The 18,851-nt window shown below is 28.3% G+C and carries 19 protein-coding genes; 12 read left to right on the top strand and 7 right to left on the bottom strand.

Annotated elements, in window-relative coordinates:
• Positions 1 to 6 precede the first annotated feature (6 nt).
• Genes flhA through BUB01_RS00820 form a run of 9 tightly spaced genes read left to right on the top strand, consistent with a single transcriptional unit; the run spans position 7 to position 7,854 of the window.
• Positions 7 to 2,082 carry a flagellar biosynthesis protein FlhA gene (gene flhA / locus BUB01_RS00860; protein ID WP_072984325.1) on the top strand — a complete coding sequence of 692 codons (2,076 nt, stop codon included), beginning with the start codon at positions 7 to 9 and terminating at the stop codon, positions 2,080 to 2,082.
• A complete protein-coding gene (flhF, locus tag BUB01_RS00855) occupies positions 2,083 to 3,279 on the top strand; it encodes a flagellar biosynthesis GTPase FlhF (RefSeq protein WP_072984323.1) in 1,197 nt (398 codons plus the stop codon).
• The gene (locus tag BUB01_RS00850) at positions 3,273 to 4,160 is read left to right on the top strand and encodes a MinD/ParA family protein (RefSeq protein WP_072984321.1); all 888 of its coding nucleotides are present in this window, start codon (positions 3,273 to 3,275) and stop codon (positions 4,158 to 4,160) included. The genes flhF and BUB01_RS00850 overlap by 7 nt, the downstream gene beginning before the upstream one ends.
• Positions 4,161 to 4,173: 13 nt before the next feature.
• Positions 4,174 to 4,818, top strand: coding sequence for a flagellar brake protein (locus BUB01_RS00845; protein WP_072984319.1), 645 nt, complete (start codon positions 4,174 to 4,176; stop codon positions 4,816 to 4,818).
• A gap of 13 nt (positions 4,819 to 4,831) precedes the next feature.
• Entirely contained in the window at positions 4,832 to 5,557 is a 726-nt protein-coding gene (locus BUB01_RS00840; protein ID WP_072984317.1) for a FliA/WhiG family RNA polymerase sigma factor, read from the top strand.
• Between the two features lie 15 nt (positions 5,558 to 5,572).
• The gene (locus BUB01_RS00835) at positions 5,573 to 6,100 is read left to right on the top strand and encodes a hypothetical protein (RefSeq protein ID WP_072984315.1); all 528 of its coding nucleotides are present in this window, start codon (positions 5,573 to 5,575) and stop codon (positions 6,098 to 6,100) included.
• 8 nt (positions 6,101 to 6,108) lie between these two features.
• Complete coding sequence (locus BUB01_RS00830) at positions 6,109 to 6,297, top strand: hypothetical protein (protein ID WP_242958345.1); 189 nt, start codon at positions 6,109 to 6,111, stop codon at positions 6,295 to 6,297.
• Positions 6,294 to 7,061 carry a flagellar hook-basal body complex protein gene (locus BUB01_RS00825; RefSeq protein WP_072984311.1) on the top strand — a complete coding sequence of 256 codons (768 nt, stop codon included), beginning with the start codon at positions 6,294 to 6,296 and terminating at the stop codon, positions 7,059 to 7,061. The genes BUB01_RS00830 and BUB01_RS00825 overlap by 4 nt, the downstream gene beginning before the upstream one ends.
• A 10-nt stretch (positions 7,062 to 7,071) precedes the next feature.
• Positions 7,072 to 7,854: a flagellar hook-basal body complex protein gene (locus BUB01_RS00820; protein WP_072984309.1), complete on the top strand. Its 783-nt coding sequence runs from the start codon at positions 7,072 to 7,074 to the stop codon at positions 7,852 to 7,854.
• Positions 7,855 to 8,034: 180 nt separating this feature from the next.
• Here BUB01_RS00820 and BUB01_RS00815 read toward each other — a convergent pair whose 3' ends face one another.
• A complete protein-coding gene (locus tag BUB01_RS00815) occupies positions 8,035 to 9,672 on the bottom strand; it encodes a putative manganese-dependent inorganic diphosphatase (RefSeq protein ID WP_072984307.1) in 1,638 nt (545 codons plus the stop codon).
• Positions 9,673 to 9,904: 232 nt separating this feature from the next.
• Here BUB01_RS00815 and BUB01_RS00810 point away from each other — a divergent pair, with 232 nt between their 5' ends.
• Complete coding sequence (locus BUB01_RS00810) at positions 9,905 to 12,454, top strand: calcium-translocating P-type ATPase, PMCA-type (RefSeq protein WP_072984305.1); 2,550 nt, start codon at positions 9,905 to 9,907, stop codon at positions 12,452 to 12,454.
• A gap of 26 nt (positions 12,455 to 12,480) precedes the next feature.
• Here the strand turns inward: BUB01_RS00810 and BUB01_RS00805 are convergent, their stop codons facing one another.
• Positions 12,481 to 12,897, bottom strand: a complete 417-nt coding sequence (locus BUB01_RS00805) for a hypothetical protein (protein ID WP_072984303.1) — start codon at positions 12,895 to 12,897, stop codon at positions 12,481 to 12,483.
• Positions 12,898 to 13,092: 195 nt separating this feature from the next.
• A complete protein-coding gene (locus BUB01_RS00800; RefSeq protein ID WP_072984301.1) occupies positions 13,093 to 13,959 on the bottom strand; it encodes a 50S ribosomal protein L11 methyltransferase in 867 nt (288 codons plus the stop codon).
• A gap of 371 nt (positions 13,960 to 14,330) precedes the next feature.
• Between BUB01_RS00800 and BUB01_RS23395 the strand changes: the two genes are divergently transcribed.
• The gene (locus tag BUB01_RS23395; RefSeq protein ID WP_200802820.1) at positions 14,331 to 14,474 is read left to right on the top strand and encodes a clostri-philic family protein; all 144 of its coding nucleotides are present in this window, start codon (positions 14,331 to 14,333) and stop codon (positions 14,472 to 14,474) included.
• Positions 14,475 to 14,641: 167 nt separating this feature from the next.
• Here BUB01_RS23395 and BUB01_RS00795 read toward each other — a convergent pair whose 3' ends face one another.
• From BUB01_RS00795 to nadA, 4 genes are all read right to left on the bottom strand, one after another.
• Positions 14,642 to 14,890 (bottom strand): hypothetical protein, encoded by a 249-nt coding sequence (locus BUB01_RS00795; RefSeq protein ID WP_072984300.1) that lies wholly within the window; start codon positions 14,888 to 14,890, stop codon positions 14,642 to 14,644.
• Between the two features lie 67 nt (positions 14,891 to 14,957).
• Positions 14,958 to 15,809: a carboxylating nicotinate-nucleotide diphosphorylase gene (gene nadC, locus BUB01_RS00790; protein ID WP_072984298.1), complete on the bottom strand. Its 852-nt coding sequence runs from the start codon at positions 15,807 to 15,809 to the stop codon at positions 14,958 to 14,960.
• A complete protein-coding gene (locus tag BUB01_RS00785) occupies positions 15,787 to 17,163 on the bottom strand; it encodes an FAD-binding protein (protein WP_423231117.1) in 1,377 nt (458 codons plus the stop codon). Before BUB01_RS00785 ends, nadC begins: the two co-directional genes overlap by 23 nt.
• Before the next feature lie 10 nt (positions 17,164 to 17,173).
• A complete protein-coding gene (gene nadA / locus BUB01_RS00780) occupies positions 17,174 to 18,076 on the bottom strand; it encodes a quinolinate synthase NadA (RefSeq protein WP_072984294.1) in 903 nt (300 codons plus the stop codon).
• A 367-nt stretch (positions 18,077 to 18,443) separates the two neighbouring features.
• On the opposite strand from nadA, the gene BUB01_RS00775 reads away from it, so the two are divergent.
• The gene (locus tag BUB01_RS00775; protein ID WP_072984293.1) at positions 18,444 to 18,821 is read left to right on the top strand and encodes a hypothetical protein; all 378 of its coding nucleotides are present in this window, start codon (positions 18,444 to 18,446) and stop codon (positions 18,819 to 18,821) included.
• The last annotated feature ends 30 nt before the right edge of the window (positions 18,822 to 18,851 follow it).

The following is an 18,851-nucleotide window of genomic DNA, read 5'->3' as shown; positions in this document are numbered from 1 at the left end:
GATGGGATGAATTTGATAAAGGGAAATGAGGGAAAATTAAGTTTAAAAGATAATTTAGATATAATAGTGGCGTTTGGAGTAATGGGAATTATTTTAATGATAATAATTCCACTTCCAGATTTTATATTAGATATATTAATAGCATTTAATATAACTATATCTATAGTTGTTGCGATGATAACTATGTTTACAACAAATGTTTTACAATTATCAGTGTTTCCTACATTGCTACTTGTAACAACGCTTTTCAGATTAGGACTTAATATATCATCAACAAGACTTATATTAACAGAAGCATCAGCAGGGAAAATAATAGAAGCGTTTGGTAATTTTGTTATAGGAGGAAATTATATAGTTGGTGTAATTATCTTCCTTATAATAATAGTAATTCAATTTATAGTAATTACAAATGGTGCTGGTAGAGTATCAGAGGTAGCAGCAAGATTTACATTAGATGCTATGCCAGGAAAACAAATGAGTATAGATGCAGATTTGAATGCAGGACTTATTGATGAAACTATGGCTAAGCAAAGAAGGCAAGATCTTCAATCGGAAGCAGATTTTTATGGAGCAATGGATGGTGCTTCTAAATTTGTTAAAGGAGATGCAATAGCGGCAATAATTATTACAGGAATAAATATAATAGCAGGTATAATAATAGGTGTAACTTCAAAAAATATGAGTGCGGCACAAGCTGCTCAAACTTATGTAAAACTTACAATAGGTGATGGTCTAGTTAGCCAGTTACCTGCACTTTTAATATCAACAGCTTCAGGTATTTTAGTTACACGTTCAGGAAGTACTGAAAATTTTGGTAAAGTAATTACAAAACAACTTACAGGATTTCCTATAGCTATAGGTATTGCATCTGTATTAATGTTTTTCTTAGCTTTGGTACCTAATATGCCAACAATTCCATTTTTAACATTAGCAGTTTTAACAGGTGGGTGCACATATTATTTAATAAAAGAAGAAGAAAAACAAAATATTATGGAAATGGTAAGTGAAGAAGAAGCTGTTATAGAAATGGAAAAAAAGGAACCAGAAAATGTTATGAATTTAATTTCAGTAGAACCAATGGAGGTTGAAATAGGATACGGTCTTATTCCACTTGCCGATGAAAGTACTGGAGGAGATTTACTCCAAAGGATAGCTTCTGTTAGAAGGCAATGTGCTATTGAAATGGGAATAGTAGTTCAGCCTATTAGAATAAGAGATAATTTGCAAATAAAAACAAATGAATATCTTATAAAAATAAGGGGAACAGTTGTAGCTTCATCAGAGCTTATGTCAAATATGCTTTTATGTATGGATCCAAGTGGAGAAAATGCAGAAATGCCAGGTATTAGAACTATGGAACCAACATTTGGTTTACCAGCAGTTTGGATAAATAAAGATCAGCGAGAAGAAGCTGAAATTAAAGGACTTACAGTAGTTGATCCAACAACTGTTATGGTAACACATTTGACAGAAACTATAAAACTACATTCATATGAATTATTAGGTAGACAAGAGGTTAAGCTTATAGTAGATAATGTTAAAGAAAAATACAGTGCTGTTGTAGAAGAACTTATACCAGATCTTCTAACAATAGGAGAACTCCAAAAAGTATTACAAAATCTTTTAAAGGAAAAAGTGCCTATAAAGGATATGGTAACTATAATGGAATCTCTTGCAGATAACTCAAGAAATACAAAAGACATCGAATTATTAACAGAGTACGTAAGATTTTCGCTTTCAAGAACAATTTGTAATCAAATAGTAGATGAAAATAGGGCAGTAACAGTAGTGACTTTATCACCAGAAATAGAAGAAGTAGTTAGTGGAAATATTCAAAAGTCAATACAAGGTTCATTTCCTGCGGTGGATCCAGATACTACAACATCAATATATAGTTCTATAAGAAATGTTTTAGATTCAGTTTACTTTTATAATAATCAACCAGTAATACTGGTTTCACCAAATATAAGAGCCCCATTTAGAAAGCTTATAGAAATGGTATACCCTCATGTTATGGTAGTATCTCTAAATGAAATACCGAATGATGTGGAGATAAGAACTGAAGGAGTTGTAACAATATAGATGTTGATAAAAAGATATGTGGTTAATAACATGAATGAAGCCATGACAAGAATAAGATATGAGCTTGGTAAAGATGCAGTTATAATAAGTCAAAGGAAAATAAGAAAGCCAGGGATTAAAGGATTTTTTTCTCCTAAGCTTATAGAAGTTACTGCAGCCATTGAAAATGCTTCAAAAAAGGCAAAAGAGCCTGCAAGAGAACAAAATAATTTAGAAAGTTCAATAGAAAGTATTAAAAAGCTAATGGAAAAAGAAATTTCAAAAGAAGCAATAAATCCAATAGCTAAAAATGCTTTGAAAAATCAAAATGAGATTTTAAAAGAAATAAAAATTTCAGAAGACAAAAACGAGCCACAGCAAGATAATTTGTTAAAAGAAATGAAAGAAATGAAAAATATGATTAATAATCTTACTAAAGGATCTGTAAATGGTATTGAAGAAAGTGATTTTAAAAAGAGCCTTAGAAATAAACTTAAGGATAATGATGTAGATACTATTTATATAGAAGAACTTTTAGAAGATATAAATGATGATGATATTGAAGCAGGAAGCAAAATAAAAGAAAAAATGAAAACTCAAATTAAAACTATTAATCAAGACTTAAAAGGAAAAGTAGTTTTGGTTGGACCAACTGGAGTAGGGAAAACTACAACAATTGCAAAACTTGCTGGAAGGCTTGCGCTTATAGAAAAGAAAAAAGTTGGTCTTATAACTGTAGATACTTATAGAATAGGTGCTGTTGAACAATTAAAAACTTATGCTGAGATAATGAACCTACCTTTTAAAGTAGTAATTACTCTTAAGGAAATGGAAGAAGCAACTAGTCAAATGTCTGATTGTGATGTTATATTAATAGATACAACAGGTAGAAGTAGCAAAAATTCTATGCAAATATCAGAATTAAGAGCATTTATTCAAAAGGCCAATACAAAGAATATACATTTAGTAATAAGTGCTACTACAAAAAATAAGGACATAAAACCTATAATAGAAGGATTTTCAGTATTAGGTTACAATAATTTAATTATAACAAAGCTTGATGAAACTTCAGTGTATGGATCAATTTTAAACATAGCTGAGCTTGCTAAAAAGCCTATAAGTTATGTAACTACAGGACAAAATGTTCCAGATGATATAAAAGCCTTCTCAGAAGACCAGATAGTAAAACTTATTTTAGGGGAGGAAACTATATGTTAGATCAAGCTCAAAATTTAAGAAATTTAGCTAAAGAATCTAATAGAAGTAATAAAAATGAAATAAAGTATGGAGAACTATCAAACAAACCTAAAATAATAACAACTACATCTGGTAAGGGTGGTGTTGGTAAAAGTAATTTTGTAGTTAACTTAGGAATAACACTACAAAAGATGGGTAAAAAGGTAATGATTTTTGATGCAGATATAGGTATGGGAAATGATGATGTTCTTATGGGTGTATATCCTAAATACAATATATTTGATATAATATTTAATAATAAAGAAATTAATGAGGTTGTGATAGAAGGTCCAGAGGGTATCAAGTTATTACCAGGAGGTTCAGGTCTTAATAGAATAGAAGAACTTTCAGAACAACAAAGAAATCTTTTTTTAACTAAATTACAGGATATTGGTGAATTGGATTATATATTAATGGATACTGGAGCTGGAATAAGTAGAAGTGTATTAGCATTTATAGCTTGTTGTGAAGAACTTATAGTAATAACAACACCAGAGCCAACTTCATTAACAGATGCTTATAGCCTGCTTAAGGCAACATCACATTTTAAGATAAAAAATGAAGCAAAAATAGTAGTAAATAAAGCTTTTAATGAGATAGAAGCAAAAGATACTTTCCAAAAGTTTAATAGTGCTGTAACAAAATTTCTTAATATAAAATTAAAATTTCTAGGGTACATTTTAGAAGATAGAAAACTAATACAATCAGTTAGAGAACAAAAGCCTTTTGTTGTGGCTTATCCAAATTCAGATGCTACAAAATGTGTTGAAAATATAGCAAAAGAATTAATTGGGGCAAAACAAATGGATTCTGGTATAGGAGTGCAAGGGTTTTTTAAAAAGATATTTAACATATTTTCTTAGGGAGTGAAATAAAGTGGAAAAAGTAAAATTGTCAATTAATGATAAATTAAATGTCTTATGGCAAGATGAACAAGAAATATATAAAACTACAATACAAGATATGAGGGGAGACTTTATATCTATAAGTATTCCAGTAAATAACGGAGAATATTTAACAACTCGTGAAAATCAAGAATTATATATTTTAAGATATGATGATAATGGAGATGTTTATAAGTTTAGATGTATGATTATAAAAAGAACAATTGACAATAACATACCACTATATGTATTAAGTAAACCATATGATATTATCAAAATACAAAGAAGAAATTATGTTAGAGTTAAGATAATTCAATTAATAAAATATTTAAAAATAGAGGATGAAAATTCTGCACTCAAAGAAGATTTTTTCCAAAAAGCCATTTTATTAGATTTAAGTGGTGGGGGCATGAGAATAAAAGTTAAAGAAAAATGTGGATTAGGTGAGAGCATAGCCGTAAGTTTAAAATATAATGAAATTAATATTTTAGTTAGTGGAGAAATAGTAAGAATAGAAACTACAGATGACAATAAATTTATATGCGGAATTAATTTTAATAACCTGGATAATGTAACTAGGGAAAAAATCATCAAAATGGTATTTCATATTATGAGAAGACAAAGAGAATTAACTTAAGGGAGGAATAAATATGTCTATGATAGGTGCTTTAGATCATAAGGAAAAAGTAGTAGAGAAATATATACCATTAGTAAAATATATTGCATCACGTGTTATTTTTGGTAAGACAAAGTACTTTGAGTATGATGATTTGGTAGGATATGGTATGATAGGTCTTATGGATGCAATGAATAAATATGATGCATCCAAAGGAATGAAATTTTCAAGTTATGCATCTATAAGAATAAAAGGAGCTATGATAGATGAAATAAGGAGAAATAGTCCAGTTTCTAAGGGAGTAATGGACAAGCTTAACAAATATAACCAGGCGGTAGAAAGTCTTCAAAATAGTTTGTTAAGAGAACCTACTAATGAAGAAATTGCCAGAGCTCTAAATATGAATTATGAAGAAATTGCAGAAATAGAAAATTATATAAATTATATTTCCATAATGTCCCTTGAAAATATTATATATTCTGAGGATGATGATGTATCTATAATGGGAATAATAGAAGATAAGAACAGTCCTAGTCCTCAAAAAAACCTAGAAGATAAAGAAGAAATAGAAGTTTTAGCAAAAGCTATTGAACTGTTAAATGAAAAAGATAAAACTGTAATAAGTTTATATTATTATGAAGGATTAACGCTAAAAGAAATAGGAAAAGTATTAGAAGTATCTGAATCAAGAGTATGTCAATTACATTCGAGGGCTATAAAAAATTTAAGGGCTGCCATGAGTAAACTTAATTATATATAATGGAGTGGATGAAAGTTGATACCAATATTTTTAATTGCTATGGCTATAATAATCATTATATTAAATGTAAAAACCTTAAAGCAAAAAGAAAATTCCTTTGAAGAGATAGTAAAGAGCAAAGAAGATAGTATAAATGATTATGAGGTGGAAATAGGAAAGCTAAGAAGAGAGTTTAGTGAGAGTTTAACAGAACTTCAAGGCGAAATTTATTCATTAAAAGAAGAATTAGCTTTTATAAAAGAAAATTTCCAAGGAAATAAAATGAAAAAAGAAGAAGATTCTATACTTATTAATAATGAAGAAAATAATTCTGATAATAAAGAAAATAATTTTGAAGAAAACACTTTAATTAATGAAATAAATTACGATAATAATAATATTGTATTAGAGGAGGATGAAAGTGAGTCTTCCTCTAATATGGGATTTAAGGTTAATGAGGTTCATAGGCTTATATCCTTAGGATTAACAGATGATCAAATTTGTGAAACTTTAGGATTAGGAAAGGGGGAGGTACTATTAATAAAAGGATTATACAAAGAATAAAAAGTTTATTGAACTTTTTATGTGATAAAAAATTATTAATAGGTATTGGAATAGGAATTCTAATAGGAACTTTCTCAATGATAGGCTATAGTTTCAATAATTCTATATCAAGAGGAAAAATTGAAGAAAAAGCAAGAGGTTATGGAATGAATTATCCAGAAGAATTTAAAGTTATTAATAAGGATGTGAAAAAATGATAAGAGGTTTATATACAGCAGTATCAGGAATGATAACATTAGAAGCAAAGCAAGATGTAATAACCAATAATATGGCTAATGCAAATACTAATGGTTATAAAGGTGATGATTTATCAATTAAATCTTTTAAGGATGTACTAATAGAAAATAAAGATAAATTAGAAGGCAATAAGAATGTAAGAAATCCTATTGGATATTTGAGTCTTGGAGCAAGAATTGACGAAACTAATACTGATTATACGCAAGGTGTTCTTCAAGAAAGCGAGAAGGATACTGATTTGGCAATAGAGGGAAAAGGTTTTTTTGTAATACAAAAGGGAAATCAACAACTTTATACAAGAGACGGTCAATTTAGAGTTAATACTCAAGGTTTCTTAGTTACTGCAACAGGAGATAGTGTAGTAGGTAAAAATCCTCAAACAGGTGCAGATGAACCAATACATGTTGGAAATTCTAAATTTAAAGTAACTGATGGTAAGGTATATATAGATGGAAATGCTACATCTAAAATAAAAACCGTTGATTTTGATGATTATAAGAATTTGAAAAAAGTTGGGGATAATATGTATTCAGGACAAAATCCTAATGAAAATGCACAGGTTAATATAAAACAAAACATGACAGAAAAATCTAATGTAAATATAATAAATGAAATGGTTAATATGATGACTGTTATGAGAAGTTTTGAAACTAACCAAAAAATAGTTCAAACCATTGACGAGACTTTAGGAAAAGCTGCTAATGAAGTTGGAGCAGTAAGATAGGAGGGCGTTTATGTTTACAGTACTTTATAGTGGCAGAAGTGCCATGAATGCAAATCAAGAAAGATTAGAGGCTATATCAAATAACCTAGCTAACGTTGGAACTAATGGTTATAAGAGAGTGGATGTAGGTTTTGAAGACTTATTAAGTCAAAGTTTGAAGAGAAATGGATATCCAACTAATAGTGATCAACCTTTTACAGGAACAGGTGTTAGGTCTACAGGATTACTTAAGGATACTTCGCAAGGTCCATTACTTAGCACAGGAAATCCTTCAGATTTTGCAATAGATGGTGAAGGATATCTTAAAGTTACTAAATCGGATGGATCTACAGCATATACTAGAAATGGTTCTTTAAAGATAGATGTTAATGGAACATTAGTAGATGCAATGGGAAATAAAGTAGCTTTAGAATATACAGCTGGAAATACAGAAGCAAGTGTTAAATTTTCTAAAGAGAATTTAACTGTAGATGCAGATGGGTCCGTTTATCAAAAGCAACTTGATGGAAAATTTGCAAAAGTTGCTAATTTACCTTTGTTTAATGCAGTTGGTAGTGATGGTATGATTCCGGTGGGAGAAAGTTTATTTGTTCAATCACCTAATTCTACCGTATATAAAGTAGATCCTAAAAATTCAGATATAAGGCAAGGTTTTTTAGAAGGATCTAATGTAGATATGGGAAAAGAATTTACCGATATGATTTTAACTCAAAGAGCTTTTGAACTTGGTTCTAAAAGTATAAAAACAGCTGATGATATGTGGGGAATGATAAATGGCTTAAAGGGTAGATAAACCTTAAAAGATAGACAAGCCATCATTTAGTCTTAGTTATAAAATAGGATATTTATAATAAAAAGTTAATTTTTATAATTACTAATTTTAATTTATTGCACTTATTAAATCGCAATAATAACTTAATTTTATATATTAAGATAAAAAAGAAATCTGATTAAAAATCAGATTTCTTTTTTATTATTTTGTTATAGCTGCAGTTAATGGTGGAATTACTTGTTTCTTTCTTGAAAGAACACCAGGAAGGAATGTAGTATTATCTTCAAGCGTAACTTTGAAAGCATCTTCAGCTATTTCAGGTCTTCTTCCAGCTACTAGAATTTGAGAACCTTCATTTATTATATCAGTTAATAATAACATAATAACTTCAAAGTTATTTTCATCAGCTTTTTTAGTCATATAAGCTAACATTTCTTCTTTTAATGGCATAAAGCCTTCTATATCCATAGTGTTAACTTGAGCAACACCTATTTTAACGCCTTCTATTGTAAAAGGTTTAAAATCTTGATTAAAGATTTGTTCAACAGTTTTACCTTTTAATGAAGTACCAGCTCTAAACATTTCTTTGGCGAAAGTTTCAGGTTCTATACCAGCTATTTCAGCAAGTTGTTTACATATTTTAACGTCTTGTGGAGTGCAAGTTGGTGATCTGAATAATAAAGTATCAGATATTATAGCTCCACATAAAAGACCAGCAGCTTTTTTAGATGGTCTTATTCCATTTTCAAAGAATCTCTTGGCAACTATTGAGGAAGTACTTCCAATAGGTTCGTTTCTAAAGTAAATAGGATTACCAGTTTGTATATCAGCGACTCTATGATGATCTATTATTTCTAATATTTCAGCATCTTCAAGACCGTGAACTGATTGCCCTCTTTCATTATGGTCAACTTGAATAACTTTTTTCTTGTGATTTGATATTAAGTGATATCTTGATATAGTACCAACAACTTTATTATCTGTATCTAAAACAGGATAGCTTCTATATCTTGTTTCAGCCATTATATTTTTAATATCGTCAACTAAATCATCAGTGCTAAATGATATTAAGTCATTTTTAGCCATTACATAATTTACAGGAATACTTTGAACTATTAGTCTTGAAGCTGTAAATGAGTCGTGAGGTGTTGATATTACAGAGACTTTATTCTTTTTAGCTTTTTCTATTAAGCCGTCTTGCAATTTATGTGAACCTGTAAGTATTAATAAAGATATTTTTAAGTCTATTAATGCTTCTTGAGCTTCGCTTCTGTCACCAACTATAGCAATATCTCCTGCTTCTATTATTTCTTTCATTGATTCAGGTTGCATAGCCGCAACAACTATTTTTCCAGGAAATACATGTTTTGGTTCATCTCCTAGTATAACTTTAGCTGCAAGTGTATCAGCTATATTATCAAGAGAAGCTTTACTTTTATCTAATATGCAGTTATCCCATATATCCATATAGCTTGAAGTTATGTTTGAGGTTGATAATATACCTATTAAATGGTTATTTCCATCAGCCACAGGTATTGATTGAAGACCTTTATCCTTCATAATATTCCAAGCCATTTTAAGAGATATCTCAGGTGCTACTGGACTCATTTTATCTATTTGTAAGTCTTCTACCTTAAGCTTAACGGTTTCTAAAAACTTAGGTTTTTCTACCTCAAAATAATCTAAAATAAATTGAGTTTCTTGATTAACATTTCCAAGTCTTACTGGTATAGCCGGTATATCTTGAGTTTTATTTTTGAATTCAGAATAAGCTATAGCAGCGCATATAGAATCTGAATCAGGATTTTTATGTCCTGTTACATATATCACATCTTTCATTATAAGTCCTCCTAAAAATAAATTTAATTATTCAGAATATATTGTACGTGTAAAAACTAAAAATGTAAAGCTTAGTAAGATAGAATATACTCAAAAAATATCATATATAGTCGAATTTTAAAACGTTTACTTGTGGTAAATTTAACTTACATAATTTTATAGTAAATGTTCTAAAGTTGGGGATGTTTTACATATATTACTATAGAAACGTGTAAGTTAAGGAGGAAAAGACGTGATACAAGAAAAGGAGCTTTTTAAAGGGCTTACTTCAAAAGAGGTTGATAAAAGAATAAAAGACTTCGGATTAAATGAACTTAATGCTCAAAAGAAAATTTCACCTATATTTATATTTTTTGCTCAATTTAATGATTTTATAGTTTGGGTACTTATAGCTGCAACTATAATATCAGGAGTAATGGGAGATATGGCAGATGCCATAACTATACTTATTATAGTGATAATAAATGGATTACTTGGATTTATACAAGAATTTAAAACAGAGAAATCACTAGAGGCTTTAAAATCATTAGCAGCACCTACATGTAAAGCTATAAGGGATGGTAATATTAAGGTTATAAATGCAAGATATTTAACAATTGGGGATATTGTAGTATTAGAGGCAGGGGATAGAATACCTGCAGATGGAAATTTTGTTGAATGTTTTGGATTAATGGTAGATGAATCTCTTTTAACTGGAGAATCAGTAGGAGTAAATAAAAGCACTATAAAAAATGATTCTAGGGGTTTTATGGGAACTACTATTTTAAAAGGAAAGGGCCTTTTACATGTTACTGAAATAGGAATGAAAACAGAAATGGGAAAAATAGCAGATTTGCTTCAAAATATAGAAGATGAAAAATCTCCTTTAAAGGAAAGATTGGATGGTCTAGGAAAGATACTTGTTATTATGTGTCTTATAATTTGCGTATTAGTAACTGGACTTGGTATATATAGAGGAAATGAAGTTACAGAAATGTTTTTACTTGGGGTTAGTCTAGCTGTTGCTGCAATTCCTGAGGGTTTAGCGGCGATAGTTACTGTAGCATTAGCATTAGGTGTAAATAGAATGTTAAAAAGAAATGCATTAGTTAGAAAGCTTCCAGCAGTTGAGACACTAGGTTGTACGTCTATAATTTGTAGTGACAAAACTGGTACATTAACTCAGAATAAAATGACAGTAAAAGAAGTTTTGATTAATGGTAAGGTATATAATTTAGATGAAGAAAAATTACCAAAGAATTTAATGTTACAAAAGACTTTTTTATATTGTAATGATTGTAATTATGATTTTTCAAAATCGAACTTTGAAGATTCTTTATACGGAGATCCTACAGAAACAGCATTAGTTAAATTATTTTTTAATGATAATAATTCATTAAAACCATTTATATTAAAGGCACATAGAATGTTTGATATACCATTTGATTCTTCAAGAAAAATGATGTCTGTTATAGTAAAGGAAAATTCAAAGGAATGTTGTTATGTAAAGGGTGCTCCAGAACGTATATTAGAAAGATGTCATTATATATATGAAGATGGTAAGGTTAAACCTTTAACATTTCAAAAGAAAGAACAAATACTAAATTTTATAGAAAATATGAGTGGTCGAGCATTAAGATGTATAGCTGGAGCTTATAAGGATAGTGAGATAAAAAGAGATAACTCATTAGAAAAGAATCTTATTTTTGTAGGAGTAGCTGGTATAATAGATCCGCCAAGGCCAGAAGTAAAGGAGTCTGTACTGAAATGTAAGCTTGCAGGTGTAAAGCCAGTTATGATAACAGGTGATCATAAAAATACAGCTTATGCAATAGCTAAAGATTTAAATATAGTAAATTCAAAGGAACAAGTACTGACAGGAGAAGAAATAGAAAGGATATCAGATAAAGAATTAAGTGAAAAGGTCAAGAGGGTAAGAGTTTTTGCAAGAGTTAGTCCAAATCATAAATTAAGAATAGTAAAAGCTTTTAAGAAAAATGGTAATATAGTAGCTATGACAGGCGATGGAGTGAATGATGCTCCAGCAATAAAAGAAGCTGATATAGGGGTTGCAATGGGAATATCAGGTACAGATGTAACTAAAGAAGCAGCTTCAATGATATTAATGGATGATAATTTTTCAACTATTGTAGCAGCTGTAGAAGAAGGTAGGGTAATTTATGATAATATAAGAAAATTTATAAGATATCTTTTATCTTGTAATCTAGGTGAAGTACTTACAATGTTTTTGGCATCAATATTGTACATGAAGGCGCCACTTGCACCAATACAAATACTATTTGTAAACTTAGCTACAGATGGACTACCTGCTATTGCATTAGGTGTTGACCCTCCAGATAAGGATATAATGATGCAACAACCAAGAGCAAAGAATGAAAGTATATTTGCAAGAGGACTAACAGAAAAAATACTAGTTAGGGGTTCATTAATAGGAATATGTACATTATTATCGTTTTTAGTTGGAAAATATTATGGTATGGATTTGAAAACCTGTAGAACTCTAGCACTTTGCACCTTAGTTCTATCACAATTAATCCATGTATTTGAATGTAGATCAGAAAGGCATTCAATATTTGAAATAAAACTGTTCACTAATCCATATTTAGTAGGAGCTGTATGCATATCGATAGCAATGTTATTAAGTATAATTTATATTCCACCTTTAAGTGGCATTTTCCATACATCATATTTACATTTAAATCAATGGGTAATAATATTATTCTTTTCCGGAATAATGTCATTTATAAATAGTATTTATCTTTTTATAAAGATAAAAAAATAAAAACTGAGCCGTAGTAGGCTCAGTTTTTACTTAATTCTTTGTTGCTGTCTAACCTTTTTCATTTGAGAGTGATCAACAGGAACTAAATCTTTCTTAGTTGTAAGATTTAATATGTTCATTATTGAAATCATCTCACCAGTATTTTTAGATTTTTTATCCTTTTTAGGTTTAAGTCCTTGAACAACAACATTATGCCCTTGGCTTAGAACCATAAATTCAGGCTTTTTGAACCATTTATTTTTTTTATAAGCACATTTAATTATTGCTTTGCTTCTTTCTGGTCTAATTATTAATACAGCTGATAATTTATGGAATATCCAAAGTATAGTTTTTTCCTCTACTTTAACAGATATTACGCTCCCTTGAAATTGAGCTAGTCTATCTCCATATTTTTTCATATAAGACTCAGTGTAGTATTTTGCAAGTTTTTCTTTGAATCCCATAATATAAAACTCCTTTACATATAGTATATGAATAAGTCCAAATAATCGTTTAAATATATTAAACTAGTAGTATTATAACATAATATTACAGCTATTTAAACACTTTAATAAAATTTGTTTCTTATCATACTTATTATAACTTAAAGTAATTAATTTCATTAAAAAAATTTAAATTATAATAAATGGTAATGAATATTAAATCTTACTTAATAAACAAGTGCACCATTCGTTGGTTTGTGTTTTTAATTTAAGTTCATAACCATATTTTAATACGTTAGATATAACTTCATTGAAACTCCATTCAACAAGACCAGAAATCATAAGAGTTCCATTACTCTTTATTATGGAGTTTATAAAATTCATAAATAACTTAGTTTCTTCACCGCCTATGTTAATATAAACCCAATCATATTTATGATTAACTTTAATATCATCATTTATAGCATCTCCAACTAAGACTTCTATATTAGAAAGATTGTTTAAAGACGAATTAAAATCTATTTCTTCTGTAACATTTCTTATATCTAATGCTGAAACTAACTTAGCATTTTTAATAGCAGAAGCTATAGAAAGTATTCCAGAACCAGTTCCTATATCCATTACCTTCTTATTTGTAAAATCTTCACTTAATATAATTCTAAGGCAATCTTGAGTTGTTTCATGAAGACCAGTACCAAAAGCGCCTTGTGAATAAAAATTAATTTTGTTTTTATCGTGAACCTCGTATTCAGGGGACGCAATAATCCATCCGTTATTTAAATCAATGGGTTCAAATTCTTGTTGGAACCTAGTATTTTCTAAGTGCTTTACTTCAATATCTTCAGATAAAATAATGTCTTTTAAAATTTTCTTTTGTTTATTAACTTCATCAGTATTATCATCTTCAACTAGAACTTTTAATACAACATCCTCATTATCTTTTTCAATGTATCCATAACCATATTTGTCAGTAGTTATTTCAAGTGGTGCTTCATAAAAGGTGTTATAAATATCATTTATTAAAAGTTTTTCAATTATATTATCAACTTCATTTACGTTGATTTTTACAGATATTTCATACATCCATAATTCCTCCTTAAAGTTAAGTTATACTAAAAAACATAATACGGTATAATGGGGGTTTTTACAAGGTAATAATAAAAAATAAAATTTATTCTTTAGATATTTTAGAATTAATTTTATTTTTATGCTAAAAATATTAAAGAAACTTTTACTCATATACATTTGTATAAATATTTTTAAAGAGTATCTTTAATTAATTAAATCTAAGATTTAGAATTTTTGTCAAATCAAACTCCTACTTAGGATATTAATAGGAGTAAGTTAGAACAACCAAATAAACATATAGGTAAGTTCAAAATACAAAATTTAAATTTTGATTCTCACCTAGGGTTTTGAATCTCAGTTAATATAAGAAAGGAGGAATAGAAGATATGAGAAATAAATATAGTAATAAAGAAGTTAGAAATAATACTACAGATGATGGTGAAAGAAGACAAAGAATACATGAGCATCAAGATAATAAAAGAGAGAAAAAAAATCCACCTGCTAGAAATATGAATGGGAATCCTATTTAAATAATTTAGATAGTTACTTCTAAAAACTTACTAGTTGGCTAAAAATCACAGCACTATAAATATATGATTTATAGTGCTGATTTTTTAGATATAGTAATTTGGATGGTGATAGAAATTTCGGATGATTTAGAGTCTGTGGCAGAATAAAAAAATTCTATTAATACTTTTTAATATAATAGTGGTTCTGATTTATTTATTATCTCTAAATTTTCAGGTGCGTCTTTAATTTTTATAATGTTAACAAAGCTTAATTTATCCATAGCTAGTTTAACTTTAATTTTATTTGATATGGATAAACTTTTAAGATTACCAAGACTTTTTAAACCAGAAAAAGCTTCAATAGCATCCTCTTTTTTTCTAAATACTAATGCTAAATATTCATTTTCTTGTTTATCGTAGGTTAATATTCCAAACATAAAATTCTCCTTAAAAATACTACTATTTAATATTATAAAAAGAAAGCTAGTTTTATGTTTTTAAATTTTAAATGCGTCTTAAATTTTTCATACTTAAGTCTAAAGCTTTAAAGGAGTGTGTTAAGGCTCCTATTGATATAAAATCTACACCTGTATTTGCAATTTCTTTTATATTAGTTAGATTTACGTTACCAGAACATTCAGTTAAGGCTTTTTTGTCTATCATGGTTATAGCTGCTTTAATTGTAGATAAATCCATATTATCGAGCATTATTATATCTGCTTTAGCCTGTAGCGCTTCTTTTACCATGTCTAAGTTTTCTGTTTCAACTTCTATTTTTCTGACAAAGGAAGTAGAAGCCTTAGCTTTTGAAACTGCATTTTTGATACCACCAGCATAAGCTATATGATTATCTTTTAAAAGAATTCCATCTGAAAGATTAAATCTATGATTAAATCCTCCACCTACGATTACACTGTATTTTTCCAAAATTCTAAGTAAAGGGGTAGTCTTTCTTGTATCTAATATTTTAGTATTTGTGTCTTTTATCTCTTTAACAAATAAATTTGTTAAAGTAGCAATACCGCTCATTCTTTGGAGAATATTTAGAGCGGTTCTTTCACCAGCTAGAATACATTTTGTGCTTCCTGTTAAGGTAGCTACTAAATCACCATAAGCTACAGTATCCCCGTCTTTTTTTAATAATTCAACTTTTGCATCACCTAAATTTATAGAAAGAATATCAAAAACACGCTTAAATACTTCCAAGCCTGCTATTATGCCATTATCCTTTGCTATTAAATCAATAGTTGAATTATAATTTTCGTCTATTATACAATTTGTTGTAATATCTTCAATAGGCATATCCTCTTTGAGAGATCCTTTTATAATATCATCAATAATTAACCAATTTAACATTTATATCAGTTAACCTCCTTTTAAACTCATTAATAGTAATTTGATGCATTTTTTCTTCTATTTGAATTAAGTCATTATTTATAGGTTTAGTTTTAGATATTATTAATGGAATTGAATTTATATTTTTATTTATATCAAGTGCTGCTCTTTTAGAAAATACTAGAGCTTCTAAAAGAGAGTTACTTGCAAGTCTATTTGCACCATGAACTCCTGTACAGCTAGTTTCACCAATTGCATAAATATTTTTCATAGATGTTTTAGAATTTAAATCTACAGCTATACCACCCATAAAATAGTGTTGGGCAGGTGAAACTTTTATAGGTTCTTTAGTTAAATCTAAGCCTTCTTCTAAACATTTTAAATATATAGCTGGGAATCTATTTTTTAAATAGTCAGAATCCTTAAAGGAGATATCTAAATAAACATAAGGGTTTATGCTTGAATTTATTTCATTTAATATAGCCTTTGACACTATATCTCTTGGTAAAAGTTCATTTACAAAGCGATTACCTTTAGAGTTTAATAATATAGCACCCTCTCCCCTAAGAGCTTCTGAAATAAGAAACCTTCTTGAACCGTGAGTTGTATAAAGAGCAGTAGGATGTATTTGTATATAATCTAAATCTTTAAGCATTATATTATGTTTTAGACTAAGATAAATACTATCTCCAGTTAAACTTCTCATATTTGTAGAATCTTTAAAAAGTCCACCAATACCTCCAGTAGCTAGTACAGTGACTTTAGAAAATACATTTAGTGTAAAGGTATCATCTTTAATTATGGTGGTTAAACTTGGCTTTAAGCTTTTTTTAGAATAAATCTTATTTAAAATATTTAAGTTAGCATTTTTAATAATAAAACGTCCACCATTGCAGCTATTACCGTTAGTAATTAAATCTATAAGTGTTGTATTTTCTAATAGGGTAATATTTTTCCTTTTTAAAACTTCATTTAATAGAACAGTAGAAACTCCTTTACCTGTTTCGTCTTTTACGTGAACTATTCTATTTATAGAATGGGCACCTTCTTTAGTAAAACATAGTTTGTCGTTTTTAGTATCAAAAGGTACACCAAGCTTAATTAAGTTTTTTATATTATCCATAGATTCTTTAGCTAAGATCTCTACACTATTTTTATTATTTAAATATTTACCAGCCTTTAGGGTGTCTTCTATAAAAGTTGGTATATCAGCTTTATTTCTTGCAACTGAAATACCACCTTGAGCTAAAAAGCTATTTGTCTCATCAACACTTGTCTTAGAAACCATTAAAATATTAAGTTTTTCACTTAAATTTAAAGCTAGATAAAGTGCAGACACGCCTGTACCAACAATTAAAATATCAACTTCCAAAATAATCCCTTCTTTACGATAGTTTGTGCATATTTTCTAAAGATTTTAAAGCTTTGACTCTAATATCTTCATTAATTTTAATTTCAAATTGATTATTTTTTAAACAATCAAGTACAGATTCTAATGTAGTTTTTTTCATATTTAAACAAGTCATAGTTGTTTTTGGAACATAAAATTCTTTTTCAGGGCTTCTTTTTTTCATTTCATGAATTACTCCAGATTCAGTAACAACTATAAATTCATTAGCAGGGTTATTTGATGAGAAATCTATAAGCTCCCCAGTACTGCCTAAAAAATCTGCTAAATTTCTTATTTCTTTTTCACATTCAGGATGAACAAGCACAAGAGCATTTGGTCTTAAATCCTTTAGAGCTTGTATATGTTTTTTTTGTACTTTTTTATGAGTTATACAGGAACCTGGCCATAATACAAAATTCTTATTAGGAAAATGTTCACTTATATATTCACCTAGGTTTTTATCAGGTAAGAAAATTATATCTTTATTTTTTATATTATTTATAATTTTTAATGCTGAAGAGGATGTAACACATACATCTGATAAGGCTTTTACTTCAGTAGTGGAATTTATATAACTAACAACTAGAGCTGAAGGATATTTCGCTTTAAGTTCTAAAAGCGTGTTACTATTAGCCATGTCAGCCATAGGACAGCCTGCATCTAGAACTGGTAATAATATTGTTTTGTTAGGTGAAAGTATTTTAGCGCTTTCAGCCATAAATTTAACACCACAAAAAACTATAGTTTTATTAAGACTATCTTTAGCAACTTTACTTAGATAATATGAATCACCTACATAGTCAGCTATATCTTGAATTTCAGCTCTTTGGTAATAATGAGCTAAAATTAAAGCATCTTTTTCTAATTTAAGTTTTAAAATTTCATCTTTTAAATTCATAAATACACCTCATAAGTTAAAATCTAGTTAAATATATATTAATGCATATTAAAAATATTTACAAGTGTATATACACTGGAGAAATGATACAAATTTTAATCTAACTATTTGAAATTAAGTGATATTCTAAATGTTAAAGAAGGAACAAAATTTTAATTTTTTTCTCGAATTTACTACTATAAATATGAGAAATATTGGAATGGGTTCGTATTTCAACTTAGATTGAAAGATTACTTATATAAGTGATAATAATATAAGTTTCATTTGAAAATTCATAAATTTAAGCTTATATTAAGATTAGAGGTATATTAAAATTTAACATAAAGTATTATAATCAAGTTATATAAAAGGTTGTTTTGGAGGCAAAATGGAAAAGCTAAAAAGAAGTAAGACAATAAATATAGCTATAGCTATATTCATATTAGAATCAATATTTTTAATTTCATCTTTTTTTATTAAAAAGTTTATAATATTAAATGAATTTAGTATAATCAGAACAGAAACGCAAGGTATACTTTTAACAGTATTAGGAATTATCTATTTAATAATGGTAATTGGAATTTTATTTTGGCGTGAGTGGGCAATGTACGGAGTTTTGTCAGTTAGAATATCTATAACAGTATTATTTTTGATAGGAACATCATTAGATATTTTTATAATAATAATTCAAATAGCATTATTATTATTAACTATAGTTACTATATTCAAACTTTTAGATACAAAGTTTAAAAGTATAGAGTATTAATTAAAAAATACATCAAATATAAACTTTATG

The organism is Clostridium cavendishii DSM 21758, from assembly GCF_900141845.1.
In the GTDB taxonomy this organism is placed as follows: Bacteria; Bacillota; Clostridia; order Clostridiales; family Clostridiaceae; genus Clostridium_AG; species Clostridium_AG cavendishii.
This window is presented reverse-complemented; position numbering and strand designations above follow the sequence as displayed.